13 protein-coding genes and 1 pseudogene are annotated in these 13,119 nt (G+C 70.4%); 9 read left to right on the forward strand and 5 right to left on the reverse strand.

What is annotated here, in order from left to right; genetic code table 11:
- Nucleotides 1–137: 137 nt before the first annotated feature.
- Nucleotides 138–416, reverse strand: coding sequence for a Rossmann-fold NAD(P)-binding domain-containing protein (locus tag E1294_RS21030; protein ID WP_220447843.1), 279 nt, complete (start codon nt 414–416; stop codon nt 138–140).
- A 195-nt stretch (nt 417–611) separates the two neighbouring features.
- Here E1294_RS21030 and E1294_RS21035 point away from each other — a divergent pair, with 195 nt between their 5' ends.
- Together E1294_RS21035 and E1294_RS21040 are read left to right on the forward strand one after the other, a co-directional pair.
- Nucleotides 612–1,346 (forward strand): VOC family protein, encoded by a 735-nt coding sequence (locus E1294_RS21035; RefSeq protein WP_132510632.1) that lies wholly within the window; start codon nt 612–614, stop codon nt 1,344–1,346.
- Between the two features lie 216 nt (nt 1,347–1,562).
- Nucleotides 1,563–2,432, forward strand: coding sequence for a GNAT family N-acetyltransferase (locus E1294_RS21040; RefSeq protein WP_132510634.1), 870 nt, complete (start codon nt 1,563–1,565; stop codon nt 2,430–2,432).
- Nucleotides 2,433–2,439: 7 nt separating this feature from the next.
- Here the strand turns inward: E1294_RS21040 and E1294_RS21045 are convergent, their stop codons facing one another.
- Nucleotides 2,440–3,516: a protein kinase family protein gene (locus E1294_RS21045; protein WP_132510636.1), complete on the reverse strand. Its 1,077-nt coding sequence runs from the start codon at nt 3,514–3,516 to the stop codon at nt 2,440–2,442.
- Nucleotides 3,517–4,017: 501 nt separating this feature from the next.
- On the opposite strand from E1294_RS21045, the gene E1294_RS21050 reads away from it, so the two are divergent.
- The 4 genes from E1294_RS21050 (at nt 4,018) to E1294_RS21065 (ending at nt 7,464) form a co-directional block, all read left to right on the forward strand.
- Nucleotides 4,018–4,974, forward strand: coding sequence for a D-alanine--D-alanine ligase family protein (locus E1294_RS21050; RefSeq protein ID WP_132510638.1), 957 nt, complete (start codon nt 4,018–4,020; stop codon nt 4,972–4,974).
- Nucleotides 4,971–6,350: a UDP-N-acetylmuramoyl-tripeptide--D-alanyl-D-alanine ligase gene (locus tag E1294_RS21055; RefSeq protein ID WP_132510640.1), complete on the forward strand. Its 1,380-nt coding sequence runs from the start codon at nt 4,971–4,973 to the stop codon at nt 6,348–6,350. The genes E1294_RS21050 and E1294_RS21055 overlap by 4 nt, the downstream gene beginning before the upstream one ends.
- Nucleotides 6,351–6,398: 48 nt before the next feature.
- Nucleotides 6,399–6,644: a hypothetical protein gene (locus tag E1294_RS21060; RefSeq protein ID WP_132510642.1), complete on the forward strand. Its 246-nt coding sequence runs from the start codon at nt 6,399–6,401 to the stop codon at nt 6,642–6,644.
- A 127-nt stretch (nt 6,645–6,771) separates the two neighbouring features.
- Nucleotides 6,772–7,464, forward strand: a complete 693-nt coding sequence (locus E1294_RS21065) for an aspartate/glutamate racemase family protein (protein ID WP_132510644.1) — start codon at nt 6,772–6,774, stop codon at nt 7,462–7,464.
- A 32-nt stretch (nt 7,465–7,496) separates the two neighbouring features.
- On the opposite strand, the gene E1294_RS21070 is transcribed toward E1294_RS21065, so the two are convergent.
- From E1294_RS21070 to vanY-N, 3 genes and pseudogenes are all read right to left on the reverse strand, one after another.
- A complete protein-coding gene (locus E1294_RS21070) occupies nt 7,497–9,101 on the reverse strand; it encodes an ATP-binding protein (RefSeq protein WP_220447844.1) in 1,605 nt (534 codons plus the stop codon).
- A 291-nt stretch (nt 9,102–9,392) separates the two neighbouring features.
- Nucleotides 9,393–9,554: pseudogene (locus E1294_RS58105) on the reverse strand (hypothetical protein); the annotation flags it as partial.
- A gap of 124 nt (nt 9,555–9,678) precedes the next feature.
- Nucleotides 9,679–10,251 carry a D,D-peptidase/D,D-carboxypeptidase VanY-N gene (vanY-N, locus tag E1294_RS21075; protein WP_132510648.1) on the reverse strand — a complete coding sequence of 191 codons (573 nt, stop codon included), beginning with the start codon at nt 10,249–10,251 and terminating at the stop codon, nt 9,679–9,681.
- 191 nt (nt 10,252–10,442) lie between these two features.
- Between vanY-N and E1294_RS21080 the strand changes: the two genes are divergently transcribed.
- Genes E1294_RS21080 through E1294_RS21090 form a run of 3 tightly spaced genes read left to right on the forward strand, consistent with a single transcriptional unit; the run spans nt 10,443 to nt 13,057 of the window.
- Nucleotides 10,443–11,117: a response regulator transcription factor gene (locus E1294_RS21080; RefSeq protein WP_165977402.1), complete on the forward strand. Its 675-nt coding sequence runs from the start codon at nt 10,443–10,445 to the stop codon at nt 11,115–11,117.
- 6 nt (nt 11,118–11,123) lie between these two features.
- Entirely contained in the window at nt 11,124–12,569 is a 1,446-nt protein-coding gene (locus tag E1294_RS21085) for a sensor histidine kinase (protein WP_132510652.1), read from the forward strand.
- Nucleotides 12,566–13,057, forward strand: a complete 492-nt coding sequence (locus E1294_RS21090; protein WP_132510654.1) for a GerMN domain-containing protein — start codon at nt 12,566–12,568, stop codon at nt 13,055–13,057. Before E1294_RS21085 ends, E1294_RS21090 begins: the two co-directional genes overlap by 4 nt.
- Nucleotides 13,058–13,119: the final 62 nt, after the last annotated feature.

The following is a 13,119-nucleotide window of genomic DNA, read 5'->3' on the forward strand; positions in this document are numbered from 1 at the left end:
ACCCCGGTCTCCTTCCACATCCTCGGTACGGCCCTGCGCGCCGACGATGGGTGAGCGGCACGGCGCCGGAACTCGCACGCCGTGCAGGAACGATCGCGGGCAGGGTGACTGCGCTGCCCGCGATCGTTCCTCTGCGCTCACCAGCGCAACGCCCCGGTCTCCTCTTGGAAGGTGCCTGTCGGACCGTCCGCGCCGAGAGTTGCCAGGCGCACGACGGTTCTGGCGCTCTCTTCCGGCGACCTGCCGCCTCCGAGGGCCGCGGTCAGGTCGGTGTCGGTGAAGCCGGGCTCGAGTGCGTTGAACTTGATGCCCGGCTGGGCCTTGGCGTACTGAACCGTCAGCATGGTGGCAACCGATTTGGACGCAGAGTAGAGTGCCGCCGTCACGTGGAACTCCGGCCGGTCGGGGTTGTTCACCGCCCAAAAACGACCCGGCACTGCTCGAAACGGTGACCACGTTGGGGTTCGGTGATCTGCGCAGCAGGGGAAGTGCCGCCTCCGTGACGCGCCGCTCTCCTGAGAATCGCCCGGCGTTCGTCTTCGCGAGCGGCTGCCGCGGTAACGGTCGGATCCGCCGGCCCGACCGCGAAGCCTGGGAATAGGGTTGGCAGCATGGCACTGCGACTGGTTCAGGTGAATATCAAGGCTCGGGACGACGCGGCGCTGGGCCGGTTTTGGGCGCAGGCGCTCGGCTGGGGTGTCTCCAGCGAGGGGCCCGGCGTGACCAATCTTGAACCCGAGGGCTTCACCTGGCCGGACCCCGACGCCTTCTACGTCGATCTCGTCACCGTCCCGGACCCCGAAACGGTGAAATACCGCGTGCACCTCGAGCTCGCCACCACCTCCGCGGCCCATCAGGCGGAGTTGGTCGCGCGCCTGAAGGAGCTCGGTGCGACGCCTGCCGACGTCGGCCAGGGCGACGTCCCGTGGACGGTCCTGGCCGACCCGGAGGGCAACGTGTTCTGCGTGCTGGAACCCCGGGAGACCTACCGGGACACCGGGCCGATCGCCGCGGTGGTGGTCGACTGCGCAGACCCGCGGGCCATGGCCCGGTTCTGGGACGAGGCGCTGGACTGGACCCTGCACGAGGTCACCGACGATCAGGCGCTGATGCGCTCCGCCCAGGGTGTCGGGCCGTATCTGAAGTTCCTTCGCACGTCCGGCGTGACCGTGTGGAACCGCTTCCATCTCGACCTGCTTCCCTACCGCGGTGACCGTCAGGCGGCGGAGGTAGCCCGCTTGCAGGCCCTTGGCGCGACGCCCGCCGACGTCGGCCAGGGCGACGTCCCGTGGATCGTTCTGGCCGACCCGGAGGGCAACGAGTTCTGCGTTCTCGGCCCGGCCTGACGCGGAAGCCGGCGCCCTCCGGCCCACGGCAACCGGGTGACCAGCACCGAGGCTCGGCCGAGCTGGTTTGAACGCGTCGATCATCGGAGGCTCTGGACACCGCCGCACACGAGCGTCCTCGGGCAGGTCAGCGGGACATGATCAGGCGACGCCGGTCACTGGCGGCGGGCGGGAAATACAGGTGCGGCGGGCCGATGTGTGGTGTGTGATCGGGGGATGGCGATCGACATGGGCTGGCCTGGCGTCGACGGGCTCGGTGACGTGGTGCGGGTGCTGGGGGAGTGGCAGCACGACGGAGGGCCCGTGCAGGTGCATCCGGGGGATGTGGGGTGGTTCTGGCGGTTCGGCGCGGAACGGACGGCGCAGGCCACGCGGACCTGGAGCCGGGCCGGGGACGTTCTGGCGGTCGGGCTGCTGGATGGTGCGGACCTGCTGCGGCTGGCGTTCGCGCCAGAGGCGTTGCGGGACGAGGAGTTGGCGCGGCAGGTGGCCGAGGACGTGTCGGCGCCTGAGCGTGGCGTGCTGCTTGAGGGCAAGGTGTACATCGAGGCGCCGGCGGGTGCGCTGGTCCAGGACCTGTTGCTCAGGGGCGGCTGGGAGAGTGGCGAGCCGTGGACGCCACTTCGGCGTGACCTCGGCGCGCCAGTGCCGGATCCCGGCGTCCGCGTCGAGGCCATCGGGCCGGAACAGGCCCATGAGTGGGCCGCGGTCCTGCGGGCGTCGTTCGACGGGTCGACGTTCACCGACGAGCGCTGGCACGCCATGGCGGCAGGTGTGCCGTATACCGGCGCGCGGTGCCTGGTCGTGCGCAACGAGCAGGGCGAGGCGGTGGCGGCCGTGGCGGTGTGGCCGGCGGGTGAGGGCAGGCCAGGGCTGATCGAGCCGATGGGGGTGCACCGCGCGCACCGCGGTCACGGGTACGGCCGGGCGATCACGGCCGCCGCGGCGCGCGCACTCCAGGAGGTGGGTTCGTCCAGCGTGGTCGTGTGCACCCCGAGCTCCAACGTCGGCGCCGTCGCCACCTACCAGTCGGCCGGCCTCGAGCGGTTGCCCGAGAAACGGGACCTGTACCGCGACGCGCCCTGACGCTCCGTCAGCACAAGGAGGAGCTGTACCTCCCGCCGAGCCGGCGGATCGCCTCCAGCGGGTACGGGGTCCGTCTGCTCTGGCGCTGGAACGTACGGTTGAAGTCGGACATCACTGCGGCGATCGGCGCGTGCCGGGCGAGGATCGCCGCGGCCTCCTCGGGGATCCCCGTGGGGCGCCTGCCCTCCGCGTAGGCGCGCACCAGCGCGTAGCGACCCTCCGCGTCCCCCCTCTGGAGTCCGTACAGAGCAGTGACCAGCCAGTTCATCAGGTATGTGGCGGTGTAACAGCGGTCGTAGGTCTGGTGCCGGTCGACGAAGTCGGCCTCGTCCGGGGACAGCTCGAACCCGGAGGAGATGGACAGGCCGTAGTCCGCGAAGTAGAGGCGCCGGCCGTCAGTCAGGATGTTCTCGAAGTGCGCGTCGAAGTGCAGGAGCCCGCGGCTGTTCATGAAGGAGATGCCGGCCGCCAGCTCCCTCTCCACCATGGCGCAGGCCCGGCTGGCGGCGTGGTCTCCTGCCTCGACCTGAGTGCTGAACCATTGGTGCAGGTTCTGCGGGATGTACTCCAGGAACAGCGCGACGCTCGCCGACGACTGCTGGAGAGCCTGGATCCGGCGGCGTACCTGCGATCCGCCGCCCCAGTAAGCCACGGCCCGTTCGATGTCGGCAAGTTCTTCGGGCAGGGGCGTCGAGTCCGGCAACACCCGCCAGTGATACATGAGGGGGAAGCCCTCGTGTTCGGCCGCAAGCACCCAGTTCGTCGTCATGGTGTGCACAGCGAGCTCCCTCCAGACCCCGAAGCTCGGCCCGCCGATGACGCCGACGCCGTAATGACAGAAGACGGGCAGATCAAACAGGTTCGCCGTGGACCGGACGTGCTCAGGTCGCCTCTCCAGATCGGTGAGGGGCACCCGCTTCACGAAGACCGGGGTCCCGGCGACCTCCAGCAGGGCCGACTTCCCGCCGATGCCGGATCCGATCGGCACGGCCGTGTCCACGAGCTCGCGCAGGGCGCGATCACTGCACAAGGCCAGGGACGTGGAGACGGATCCATGGGCGGTCAGGCGCGCACCGCGCGACATGTCGGGACACTTCACTGCGGCTTTCACCTGGGTGCCGACCTCGATTCTGTCATGGCTACGCAGTCCGGCCGAGCGCAACGACGCGCTCCCTCGTCGGTCTGGGCTTTCACGGCTTCTCTGGCAAAGAATCTACGTTCTCCGTCAGCCTTCAGGCGTCGTAGCCGTACAAGAGCGGTGAACAGTGGTGTTCGGCGGGTTTCATCCGCGCGGCGACGATGCAACGGCGGATTCTCGGGGCGCCACCTCCTCGAGGCGGCGTGCTCGGTGCTCAGCGGCGTGGAGTGCGGGTACGAGCGGTGCGAGCGGGGCGCGGAGAAGACGCGTGCGTACGACATCCGTGGTCGCGGCACACCGCGGGTGCGCTTTGCTCGGGAACCGGACAGCGAATGGCCTGGTAACTGGCCAGGCGAAGAGCCGACACTCGGCAGGCTGGTCCTGCGGCGGCGAACACCGTGCCGCTTGCGGTGTTGTCTCCGTGCCACTGAGGAAGGCTGATCGATCGTGACCGAACGCGTGCGCGTGGCTGTGCTGGCGGGCGGGCCGTCCGCCGAGCACGAGGTGTCGCTGCAGTCGGCGCAGGCCGTGCTCGACGCTCTGCCGAGGGATCTGTACGAGCCCGTCGCCGTCATCATCGACCGGCAGGGCAGGTGGCCGGTGGAGCCGCGACGCGATCTGGCGGACGTGGTCTTCCCCGTGCTGCACGGGCCGTTCGGCGAGGACGGCGTCGTCCAGGGACTCCTGGAGACGCTGGGCATCCCGTACGTGGGCTGCGGCGTGCTGGCTTCGGCCGTGGGCATGAACAAGGTCGCGATGCGGCGCACGTTCCTGGCGGAGGACATTCCGGTCACCCCACATGTGTGGTTCACCGAGCACGAGTGGCGCGCCACCACCGACCACTGGGGTGTGGTGAAGTCGCTCGACTGGCCGATGTACGTCAAACCGGCCAACATGGGCTCCTCCATCGGCATCTCACGTGTCACCTCCATGGAGGAGCTGCGCGCGGCCGTGGATCTGGCGCTGGCCTACGACCGGGTGGTCGTCGTCGAGCAGGGCGTGACGGCGCGCGAGATCGTCTGCGGCGTGCTCGGCGGCTTCGACGCGCCGGACGCCTCGGTGCCCGGCGAGCTCATCGTGCCCGGCGACTGGCTCGACTATGAGGCGAAATACCTCAGCCGGGCCGAGATCGCCACCATCCCCGCAGCGCTTCCGGAGCGCGTGGCCGAGGACGTGCGCGAGCTGGCCCTGCGCGCGTTCCGGGCGATCGGTGGCTACGCCCTGTCCCGTGTCGACTTCCTCTATGAGCAGGACACGGGACGCCTGTACGTGCTGGAGATCAACACCATGCCCGGTTTCACCTCCCGTTCCGTCTACGCCAGGGCCTGGGCCGCCAGCGGTGTCCCGTACCCGGACCTGCTGCGCCGCCTCATCGACCTGGCGTTCGCCAGGAGCGGCTCATGATTCCCATGACGCTGAACAAGATCGCGCGGGTCGTCGGCGCGAGCCTCCACGAGGTACGCGACCCGGAGGCGCCGGTGACGGCGCCCTCGGCGGTCGACTCCCGCGAGGTGGTGCCTGGCGGCCTGTTCGCCGCGACGGTCGGCGCTCGCGTCGACGGTCACAATTACGCGGCCGGTGCCATCGCGGGCGGCGCCGTCGCCGTGCTGGCCTCAAGGCCCGTCGGCGTGCCCGCCCTCGTGGTCGAGGACGTCCAGCTCGCCCTAGGCCTGCTGGCCAGGCACCTGCTCGAACACATCAGCCCGGTCGTGATCGGCCTGACCGGCTCCGTGGGCAAGACCACGACCAAGGACCTGCTGGCCCAGGTGCTCGAACGGCACGCCGCGACGGTCGCCACCGACAGGTCGTTCAACAACGAGCTCGGGCTGCCGCTCACCGTGCTGCGCGCCGATGCCGCCACCCGATACCTGGTGCTGGAGATGGGTGCGGGCCGGAAGGGTGACCTGACGTACCTGACCGGGCTCGCACCGCCGCAGGTCGGGTTGGTGCTCAATGTCGGCACCGCACACGTGGAGCGGATGGGAGCCGGGCCGGCCGACGTGGCCGAGGCCAAAGGCGAGCTGGTCGAGGCACTTCCGGCGGACGGGTTCGCCCTGCTCAACGCCGACGACCCGTACGTCATGGGCATGGCCGGCCGCACCAAGGCCCAGATCCTGTGGTACGGCAGGTCGGCGGAGGCGCAGGTGCGGGCCGGGAACGTGCGGATGGCCGACCGGGCGCGAACCGCGTTCGAGCTGGTGACGCCCTCCGGCCGCGCCCCGGTCGAGCTCGACCTCATAGGCGAGCACCAGGTGAGCAACGCCCTGGCCGCCGCCGCCGTCGCCACCGTGCTCGGCCTGGGCGTCGCCGAGATCGCCGATGGGCTGAACGCCGCACGGCGGCGCTCCGCGGGACGGCTGGAAATCGTCGAACGACCTGACGGCATCACCATCGTCAACGACGCCTACAACGCCAATCCCGAATCCATGCGGGCCGGGCTGCGGGCGGTGAAGGCCCTGGCCGGCGCCCGTCGTACCGTCGCGGTGCTCGGCGCGATGGGGCAGCAGGCGGACGCCTCGCGCGCCCGGCACGCGGAGATGGGCCGCCTCGTCGCCGGACTCCGCTTCGACGTGTTGATCGCGGTCGGAGCAGGGGATCCGGTCGCGATGGCGGAGGCGGCGGAGTCCTCGAACCCGGAGGTGGCCGTCCACACCGTCGCGGACGTGGCCGGGGCGCTCAGACTGGCCGGCGCGCTGCTCGAACCGGGAGACGTGGTGCTCGTCAAGGCCTCCAGCGAGGCCGGGCTCGGTGTCTGCGCCCGTGCGCTGGCCGGCGCCTGACCCTTGGCTCACATAGATGGTCGCGCCGCCCGGGTCCTTGTAGGTGGCATGGAAGCCGCCGGGGATCTCCGAGGGCGCTTCGACCACGGCAAGCATCTGTGGGCGAGCAGCGTGGAAGGCCTCGACGCTGTCGACGATGAACAGTGGCCCGACCGGGGCGTCGGGGTCGTGGGCGTCGAGCATGATCTGCACCTCGGCGCCCGGGAGGGCCAGCGCGACTGTCGCATCACCTTCGCGCCAGCTCTCGGTGAAGCCAAAGGTTGTCACCGACCCGGGCCATGCGCGCTCACCTGACAGCATCACACCTGAACGTGCCCGGTGTCTGTGGTGATCGCGGATCCTGTGCTGAACAGCTTTTGGGCTTCTCGATGAGCAGGCACTCCGTCTAGCCTGCCGGCACAAGCTGGCGAAACGGAGTTTCATGCGCACGATCGGTCTCATCGGCGGGTTGAGCTGGGAATCGACGGTGATCTACTACCAGATCATCAACCAGCGGGTACGCGAGCGACTCGGCGGCAGCCATTCCGCCAACAGCCTCATCTGGTCGGTCGACTACACGACCGTCGAGAACCTCATCTTCGCCGACCGCTGGGACGAGGTGAGTACGTTGCTGACCGATGCGGGCGGGAAACTGGAGGATCTCGGCGCCGACCTCCTGCTCATCTGCAGCAACACCTTCAGCCGGGTGAGCGACGACGTGGAGCGGGCCGTGAGCGTGCCCGTGCTGCACATCGCCGACGCCCTGGGCGCCGAGATCCGCGCCAGGGGCATGCGCAAGGTCGGTCTGCTGGGCACGCACTTCACCATGGAGCAGCCCTTCTACCGGGATCGGCTGGCCGCCCACGGCTTCGACGTGGTCGTCCCGCGGCGTGAGCAGCGGGAACTGGTCCATCGCGTGATCTTCGACGAACTGGTGCGCGGGGTGCTCCGGGAATCGTCCAGGGACGCGTACGCCCAGATCATCGATGATTTCGCGGACGACGGAGCCGAAGGCGTCATCCTCGGCTGCACGGAGATCGAGCTGCTGATCGGTGAGAAGGACAGCGCCATCCCGGTGCTGCCGAGCGCTCGGCTGCACGCGGAGGCGGCGGCCGGCTTCGCCCTTGCCGGCTGACACGCCCTCGGCCGCGTCCGGCACGACGTGGCTCAGGTGGATCGGCACGCCGGTGCGCTGGTGCCGTACAACTCCCGGTGCCACAGGCCGGCGCAGACACGTTCGATGCCGGCCGTCAGATGTCGGCGGTAGGTGGTGAAAGGCAGGCCGAGTTGTTCCGCGGCCAGTTCCTGGGTAGGGGCGCCGCGGAGGAAGGCGACGGACAGCGCCCGGTAGAACTTGACCGAGCGCGCATCGTCGCGTAGGTCGTCGATCGCATGACGGAGCACGTCGCCCAGCGCCGTGGCCGGATCCTGCCCGGCCCGCTCGGCGATCAGCCGGGTGCGCGTCAGCGGGGATGCGGCCAGCGCGTCCGGCCGCGACAGGTGGCGCAACGCCTTGCGCACCGCCTCGGCGAACTCCGCTCGCGACAGCACCGCCAGTTCCGCCGTGACGGCGCTCGGGCCGCCGGCAGGGCCCGCGACGAGCGGTTGGTTCATCCGCTCCAGCCACGCCTGCGCCGGCACCGCGCGCCAGTCATGAGCGAACAGGGTGTAGGCGTCCTCGCCCGGCCGCGGCTGCTCGGAGATGGTAAGCATCCCGTAATGCCGTAAACGCTCCACCCACGCCTGGTCCGAATGCCGTATCGCGATATAGGACCATGCCATGCGCTCGGCCCGCAAACAATGGGCGATCACTCGCCACTGGATCACCTCCATCAGCGGCGAGCGTTCGCGATACGGCGGCAGCGCCCATAGCCGGTTGACCGCCAGGGGTTCACCGCCGCGCAACGGCGTGGTGGCACGCGCATGCGCCCACGCCGCGGCCACGACGGGATCGGCCGTCAGCTCCTGCTCATCGAGTTCCGCCAGGCGCAGCCAGGCGGAGAAGGCCACGGGCTCGCCGGTTTCGGCCCGCCGGTACAGCCGGAACGCCTCCGGCTGACGGCTCGCCCAGAAGGCGGCGCAGCCCGCGGACGCCGTACCCTCCGCCGCCGTCGCCACCCGGACCAGCGTGCCGATGTCCTCCTGCCGCAACAGCTCTTCCTGGAACTCGCCCTCGTCGCGGCGGTCGGGCACGTCGGCCGGCACCCCGTTGTCGCGATGCAGGTAGAGCAGGGCCGCCACCGCGCCGGGCGCGTCCACATCGCTCGCCGTGCGCACCCTCTCCGCCAGATGCGCATGAAGCCGGTCGTGCATCACCGTGTACCCCTCGGGGTCGCGCCATCGCAGGTCGGCCTCCAGCACCTCGCGCACCACGTCATGCGGAAACAGCCCGAGGTTGCACGACTCCACGAACGGCAACCGCCGCAACCAGCTGAACAACGTTCCGGCGTCCTGCGGCAAGACCGCCCGCAGCAGGTCTTCCGTCGTCATGTACGCATGCGCGCAGATCTCCAGAGCATGCCGATGCGCCGCCGAAGGCAGCTCGCCCACCAGCTGATCCAGCAACGTGCCCACCACGTCCTGATCCGGCGTCCACCGCCGGCCGGCCCCGCCGTCCTTCACCGCCACGGCCGCAGCCAGCAGCAGCGCCAGCGGATGACCACCGGCGAAAGCCAGCAGCGGCTCGCGCAACTCGGCCGGCACCCCGCAGGAGTCCATCAGGGCCCGCGCATCTCCGGCCCGCAGGTCGCGCAGCGGCAGCACCTCCAGCACCCCCGCCCATCCCGGATCCGCCTGCCACCGCATATCCGGCCGATACCGCCCCGCGATCACCACCAGAGCGCCCATGGGCACGCGCGGCAGGAACCGCTCGCGCAGCCATCCCTCCAAGCCATGAACGCGTTCGAAGTCGTCGATCAGCAGCACCGCGTCCGCATCATGAAGGACCGGCTCGGCTTCGGACGCCGCCGGCGACGGCTCCAGCGTGTGCCCGTCCACCATGGACACCGGCCGTCCTGCCGCCGCGGCCTCGGCAGCGAACCGCCGCAACAAGGCCGACTTCCCGATGCCCCCGGGACCGTGCACGTACAGAACACTGCAGCCGCCGCCGTACAACGCCGCGTTGAAAACCGCGAGCTCTTCCTCCCGCCCCACGAACGCACTCTCCTGCGCGGCTTGCAGGCGCCGTCCCAGCAATCCGGTCTTGTCATCATTCCCCGGTGACATGCCTCTTGTCCTCTTTCCGAACGCCCGGCCGAACCCTTGGGCGCGCTGGGCGGATTCTCGGTTCGGTTCTCGGGCGCGAACCCGTCATGCCCCACATCGCACACGTGGGTGGATCGGAACGGGGCTACATCTGGTCCCCGTTCCCGGTGACGTAGCCCAGGCCGGGGTGGGGCCGTCGTGGTGGTGGTGTGCCGCCGCTGTCTGGGCGGTACTCGAAGTGCCACCACTCGTTGTCGTAGATGCGGTAGAGGTCGTAGCGGGCGCCGTGTTCCTCGAGCCAGCGCGCGCCTTCGTGGGGGCGCACGTCCAGCGCGATGCCCTTGACGTGGCTGGATTCCGCTGGTGGCAGCACGAGCATTCGTGCCGAGGCCGGGGAGCCGGAGCGGCGCACCTCCTCGTCGAACATCCGTTGCTGGACATGGGGATCGCGGTATCCCGAGGTGAGGCCGATGAGCTGGCCGTGACGCCAGAGCGCCTTGGTGCGCGCCGCGGTGAACGCCGCCATGGCGCCGTCGGTGAGCCCGGTGAGGTCCTCGGCGGGGAACCGCATCCGTAACGCCCAGCGGCAGGCCAGTTCGCGGGCACGGCCGGGATGGCGGACGAACGCCGCGGGCAGCAGGAGAACGGCGAGCACCAGCGTGACCGCGGCGAACAGCCGGTCTCGGGGCCGAGGTGGGATGGTGCGTGGTTCGTTCATGACGAATTACGATGGGCACCGAATATGCGTGCGTTGTCCGCCGCATGTCATCGTTTCTCGACGGCGGCCACCGCAGGCGCCACCGTGACACGACCATGACACGGCGTGGACGAGGCGGGGACACGACCGGCCGATAGTGGGTGGGATTGCCCGGGGGGCGAGTTACGGAGCGTGCGGTGAAACTCGGCGGCGTGTCGCGAGTGTTGTTGATCGAGGATGACCCGGCCGTGCGGGAGGGCCTTGAGCTGGCCCTGACCCGGCACGGTCACCGGGTGCGCGCGGTGGAGTCCGGCGAGCAGGGGCTGGACCGGCTGCGTATGGACCTTCCCGACGTCGTCGTGCTCGATCTGATGTTGCCCGGCATGGACGGGTTCGAGGTCTGCCGCCGCATCCGGGCCGCCGGAGAGGTGCCGATCATCATGGTGACCGCGCGCGGCGACGACATGGACGTGGTGGCCGGGTTGGAGGCGGGCGCCGACGACTACGTGGTCAAGCCGGTGCAGCCCAGAGTGCTCGAGGCACGCATTCGCGCGGTGCTCCGCCGGGTCGGCCGGGACCAGGCGGAGCTGGAGCGGCACGGAGACCTGACCATCGACCGGGCCGGGCTGGTGGTCACCCACCGCGGCGTGCCGGTCAGCCTCGCCCCGACCGAGCTGCGCCTGCTGCTCGAGCTGTCCGGCACACCGGGCCGGGTGCACAGCCGCCAGCAACTGCTGGAGTCGGTGTGGGAACACGGGTATTTCGGCGACTCGCGTCTCGTGGACGCGTGCGTGCAGCGGCTGCGCGCGAAGATCGAGGATGACTCGGCGGCGCCCGTCTACGTGCAGACGGTGCGTGGGTTCGGGTACCGGTTCGGGCCGGTGTAGCCGCCCGTGACACCTCGGCCGAGCCTGGGACTGCGCGCCCGGCTGTTGTTCGCGTTCGCACTGCTGTGCGTGGTCACCGCGGCGGCGGTGGCCGGCGGGATGTACGTCCAGGCCCGCAACGACATCCTGCAGCGGACCCAGGATGCCGCGGTGCAGGCGATGAGAAGCCGTCTGGAGACGCTCTTCCCCTTGCGGAGTGCGGCGCCGGGCCCGGCCGAACTCGACGAGATCGACCGCACCATGACCGACCAGAACAGCTTCGCGGTCGTCGTCTACCACGAGACACACTCGCCGACCCCCCTGGATCCCGGGGTGATTCCACCACAGTTGCGGCGGGCGGTGGCCGGCGGCCAAATCGCGTGGCAACGCGTGGTGGTGCGAGACCACCCCATCCTGATCATCGGCGCGCCGTTGCTGATCGCCGAGCGGGACCAGCCGACACGGGCGTCCGGCATCGAGGTCTACACCGTGCGCAGCCTGCATCCCGAACAGCGCAGCATCGACAGGCTCGCCGCGCGCGCCTGGCTCATCGGTGGGGCGGCCCTGACGTTCGCGGTCGTCCTCGCGTTGCTGGCCACCCGTGGCGTGCTGCGTCCGGTGCGCCGGCTCGGCCGGGCGGCGCGCCTGCTCGGCGAGGGCGAGCTGGGGACCAGGATCGAGGTCCGCGGCTCCGACGAGCTGGCCGACGTGGCACGCACGTTCAACAACACTGCGGTGGAGCTGGAACGGCACGTCAAGCAGCTACGCGCGATGGAGGCCGACGCCCGCCGGTTCGTGGCCGACGTGTCCCACGAGCTGCGCACCCCGCTGGCCGCGCTCGCCGCGGTCGCCGACGTCCTCGATGAGGAGGCGGCAGCCCTGCCCGAGCCCGCCGGCCGGGCTGCCAGGCTGGTCAGTCAGGAGACGCTCAACCTCACCGCCTTGGTGAACGACCTCATCGAGATCAGCAGGTTCGACTCCGGCGGCGCGGCCCTCGCGCTGAACGAGGTCGACGTGGCCGAGCTGGTGCGCGCGACCCTGCGTGCCCGGGGCTGGCCGGAGCGGGTGCACACCGAGCTTCCACCCGCGGTGACGGCACGGCTGGACCCGCGCCGGGTGGACGTCATCCTCGCGAACCTGATCGGCAACGCCCTGCGGCACGGCGAGCCACCGGTGTCGGTACGGCTCTCCGCCGACCCGCACTGGATCGTTGTCGAGGTGCGCGACCACGGACCGGGGCTGGACGATGCGGTGCTGCCGCACGTGTTCGACCGGTTCTACAAGGCCAGCGCGGCCAGGGCCAGGTCCGAGGGCAGCGGCCTCGGCCTGGCCATCGCGCGGGAGAACGCGCGCCTGCACCGAGGCGACCTCACCGTCACCAACGCCCCGGACGGCGGCGCCGCCTTCACGCTGCGCCTGCCACGCCGGGCACACGATCCGGACGGGCAGATCGACACGGGAGGCCCCGCGTGAGGGCCTGGCCCGCCCGCCGCGCGCTCGCCGCGGGCCTCGTATCGGTCGTCGCCGTGGCCGGCTGCGGCGTGCGACCCAGCGACGTCATCCCCGTCGGCCCTCCGCCGAGCGGAGCCGTCGCACCCACCACGACGGTCACCCTCTACCTCGTCAAGAACGGCCGGCTCAACGCGGTAACGCGGCCCGGGCACGATCGTCGTCCACTGTTCAAAGCGGACACGATCGCGCTGCTGGCAGCCGGACCCACCGCCAGGGAACAGACGCGCGGATACACCACCGACGTCCCGCCCGAGGCCGGCCCGTTCTCGGTGACCGTCAAGCCGGGCGGCCACCTGGTGGTGACCCTGTCGACCCCGGCCGGCGAACTGTCCACACTCGCCATCGAGCAGATCGTGTGCACGGCCGCCGCCACAACGCCGGAAAACCCCGCCCAGGTCACCGTCCTCGGCGCAGGGCAGAGCGTCGGCCCCCGGAAATGCCCGGTGTAACGGGAGCGCGAGACCGGCGGACCGACGGAGCGGGGTCATCAGCTGGTGGACTTGCGGTGGTG

This window comes from Nonomuraea diastatica (assembly GCF_004349015.1).
In the GTDB taxonomy this organism is placed as follows: Bacteria; Actinomycetota; Actinomycetes; order Streptosporangiales; family Streptosporangiaceae; genus Nonomuraea; species Nonomuraea diastatica.

What these genes read in the sequence shown, in the direction of transcription:
- E1294_RS21035 (WP_132510632.1), top strand. Translation starts at nt 612, where the DNA reads ATGGCACTGCGACTGGTTCAGGTGAATATCAAGGCTCGGGACGACGCG.
- E1294_RS21040 (WP_132510634.1), top strand. Translation starts at nt 1,563, where the DNA reads ATGGCGATCGACATGGGCTGGCCTGGCGTCGACGGGCTCGGTGACGTG.
- E1294_RS21045 (WP_132510636.1), bottom strand. Translation starts at nt 3,516, where the DNA reads ATGTCGCGCGGTGCGCGCCTGACCGCCCATGGATCCGTCTCCACGTCC.
- E1294_RS21055 (WP_132510640.1), top strand. Translation starts at nt 4,971, where the DNA reads ATGATTCCCATGACGCTGAACAAGATCGCGCGGGTCGTCGGCGCGAGC.
- E1294_RS21060 (WP_132510642.1), top strand. Translation starts at nt 6,399, where the DNA reads ATGGAAGCCGCCGGGGATCTCCGAGGGCGCTTCGACCACGGCAAGCAT.
- E1294_RS21065 (WP_132510644.1), top strand. Translation starts at nt 6,772, where the DNA reads ATGCGCACGATCGGTCTCATCGGCGGGTTGAGCTGGGAATCGACGGTG.
- vanY-N (WP_132510648.1), bottom strand. Translation starts at nt 10,251, where the DNA reads ATGAACGAACCACGCACCATCCCACCTCGGCCCCGAGACCGGCTGTTC.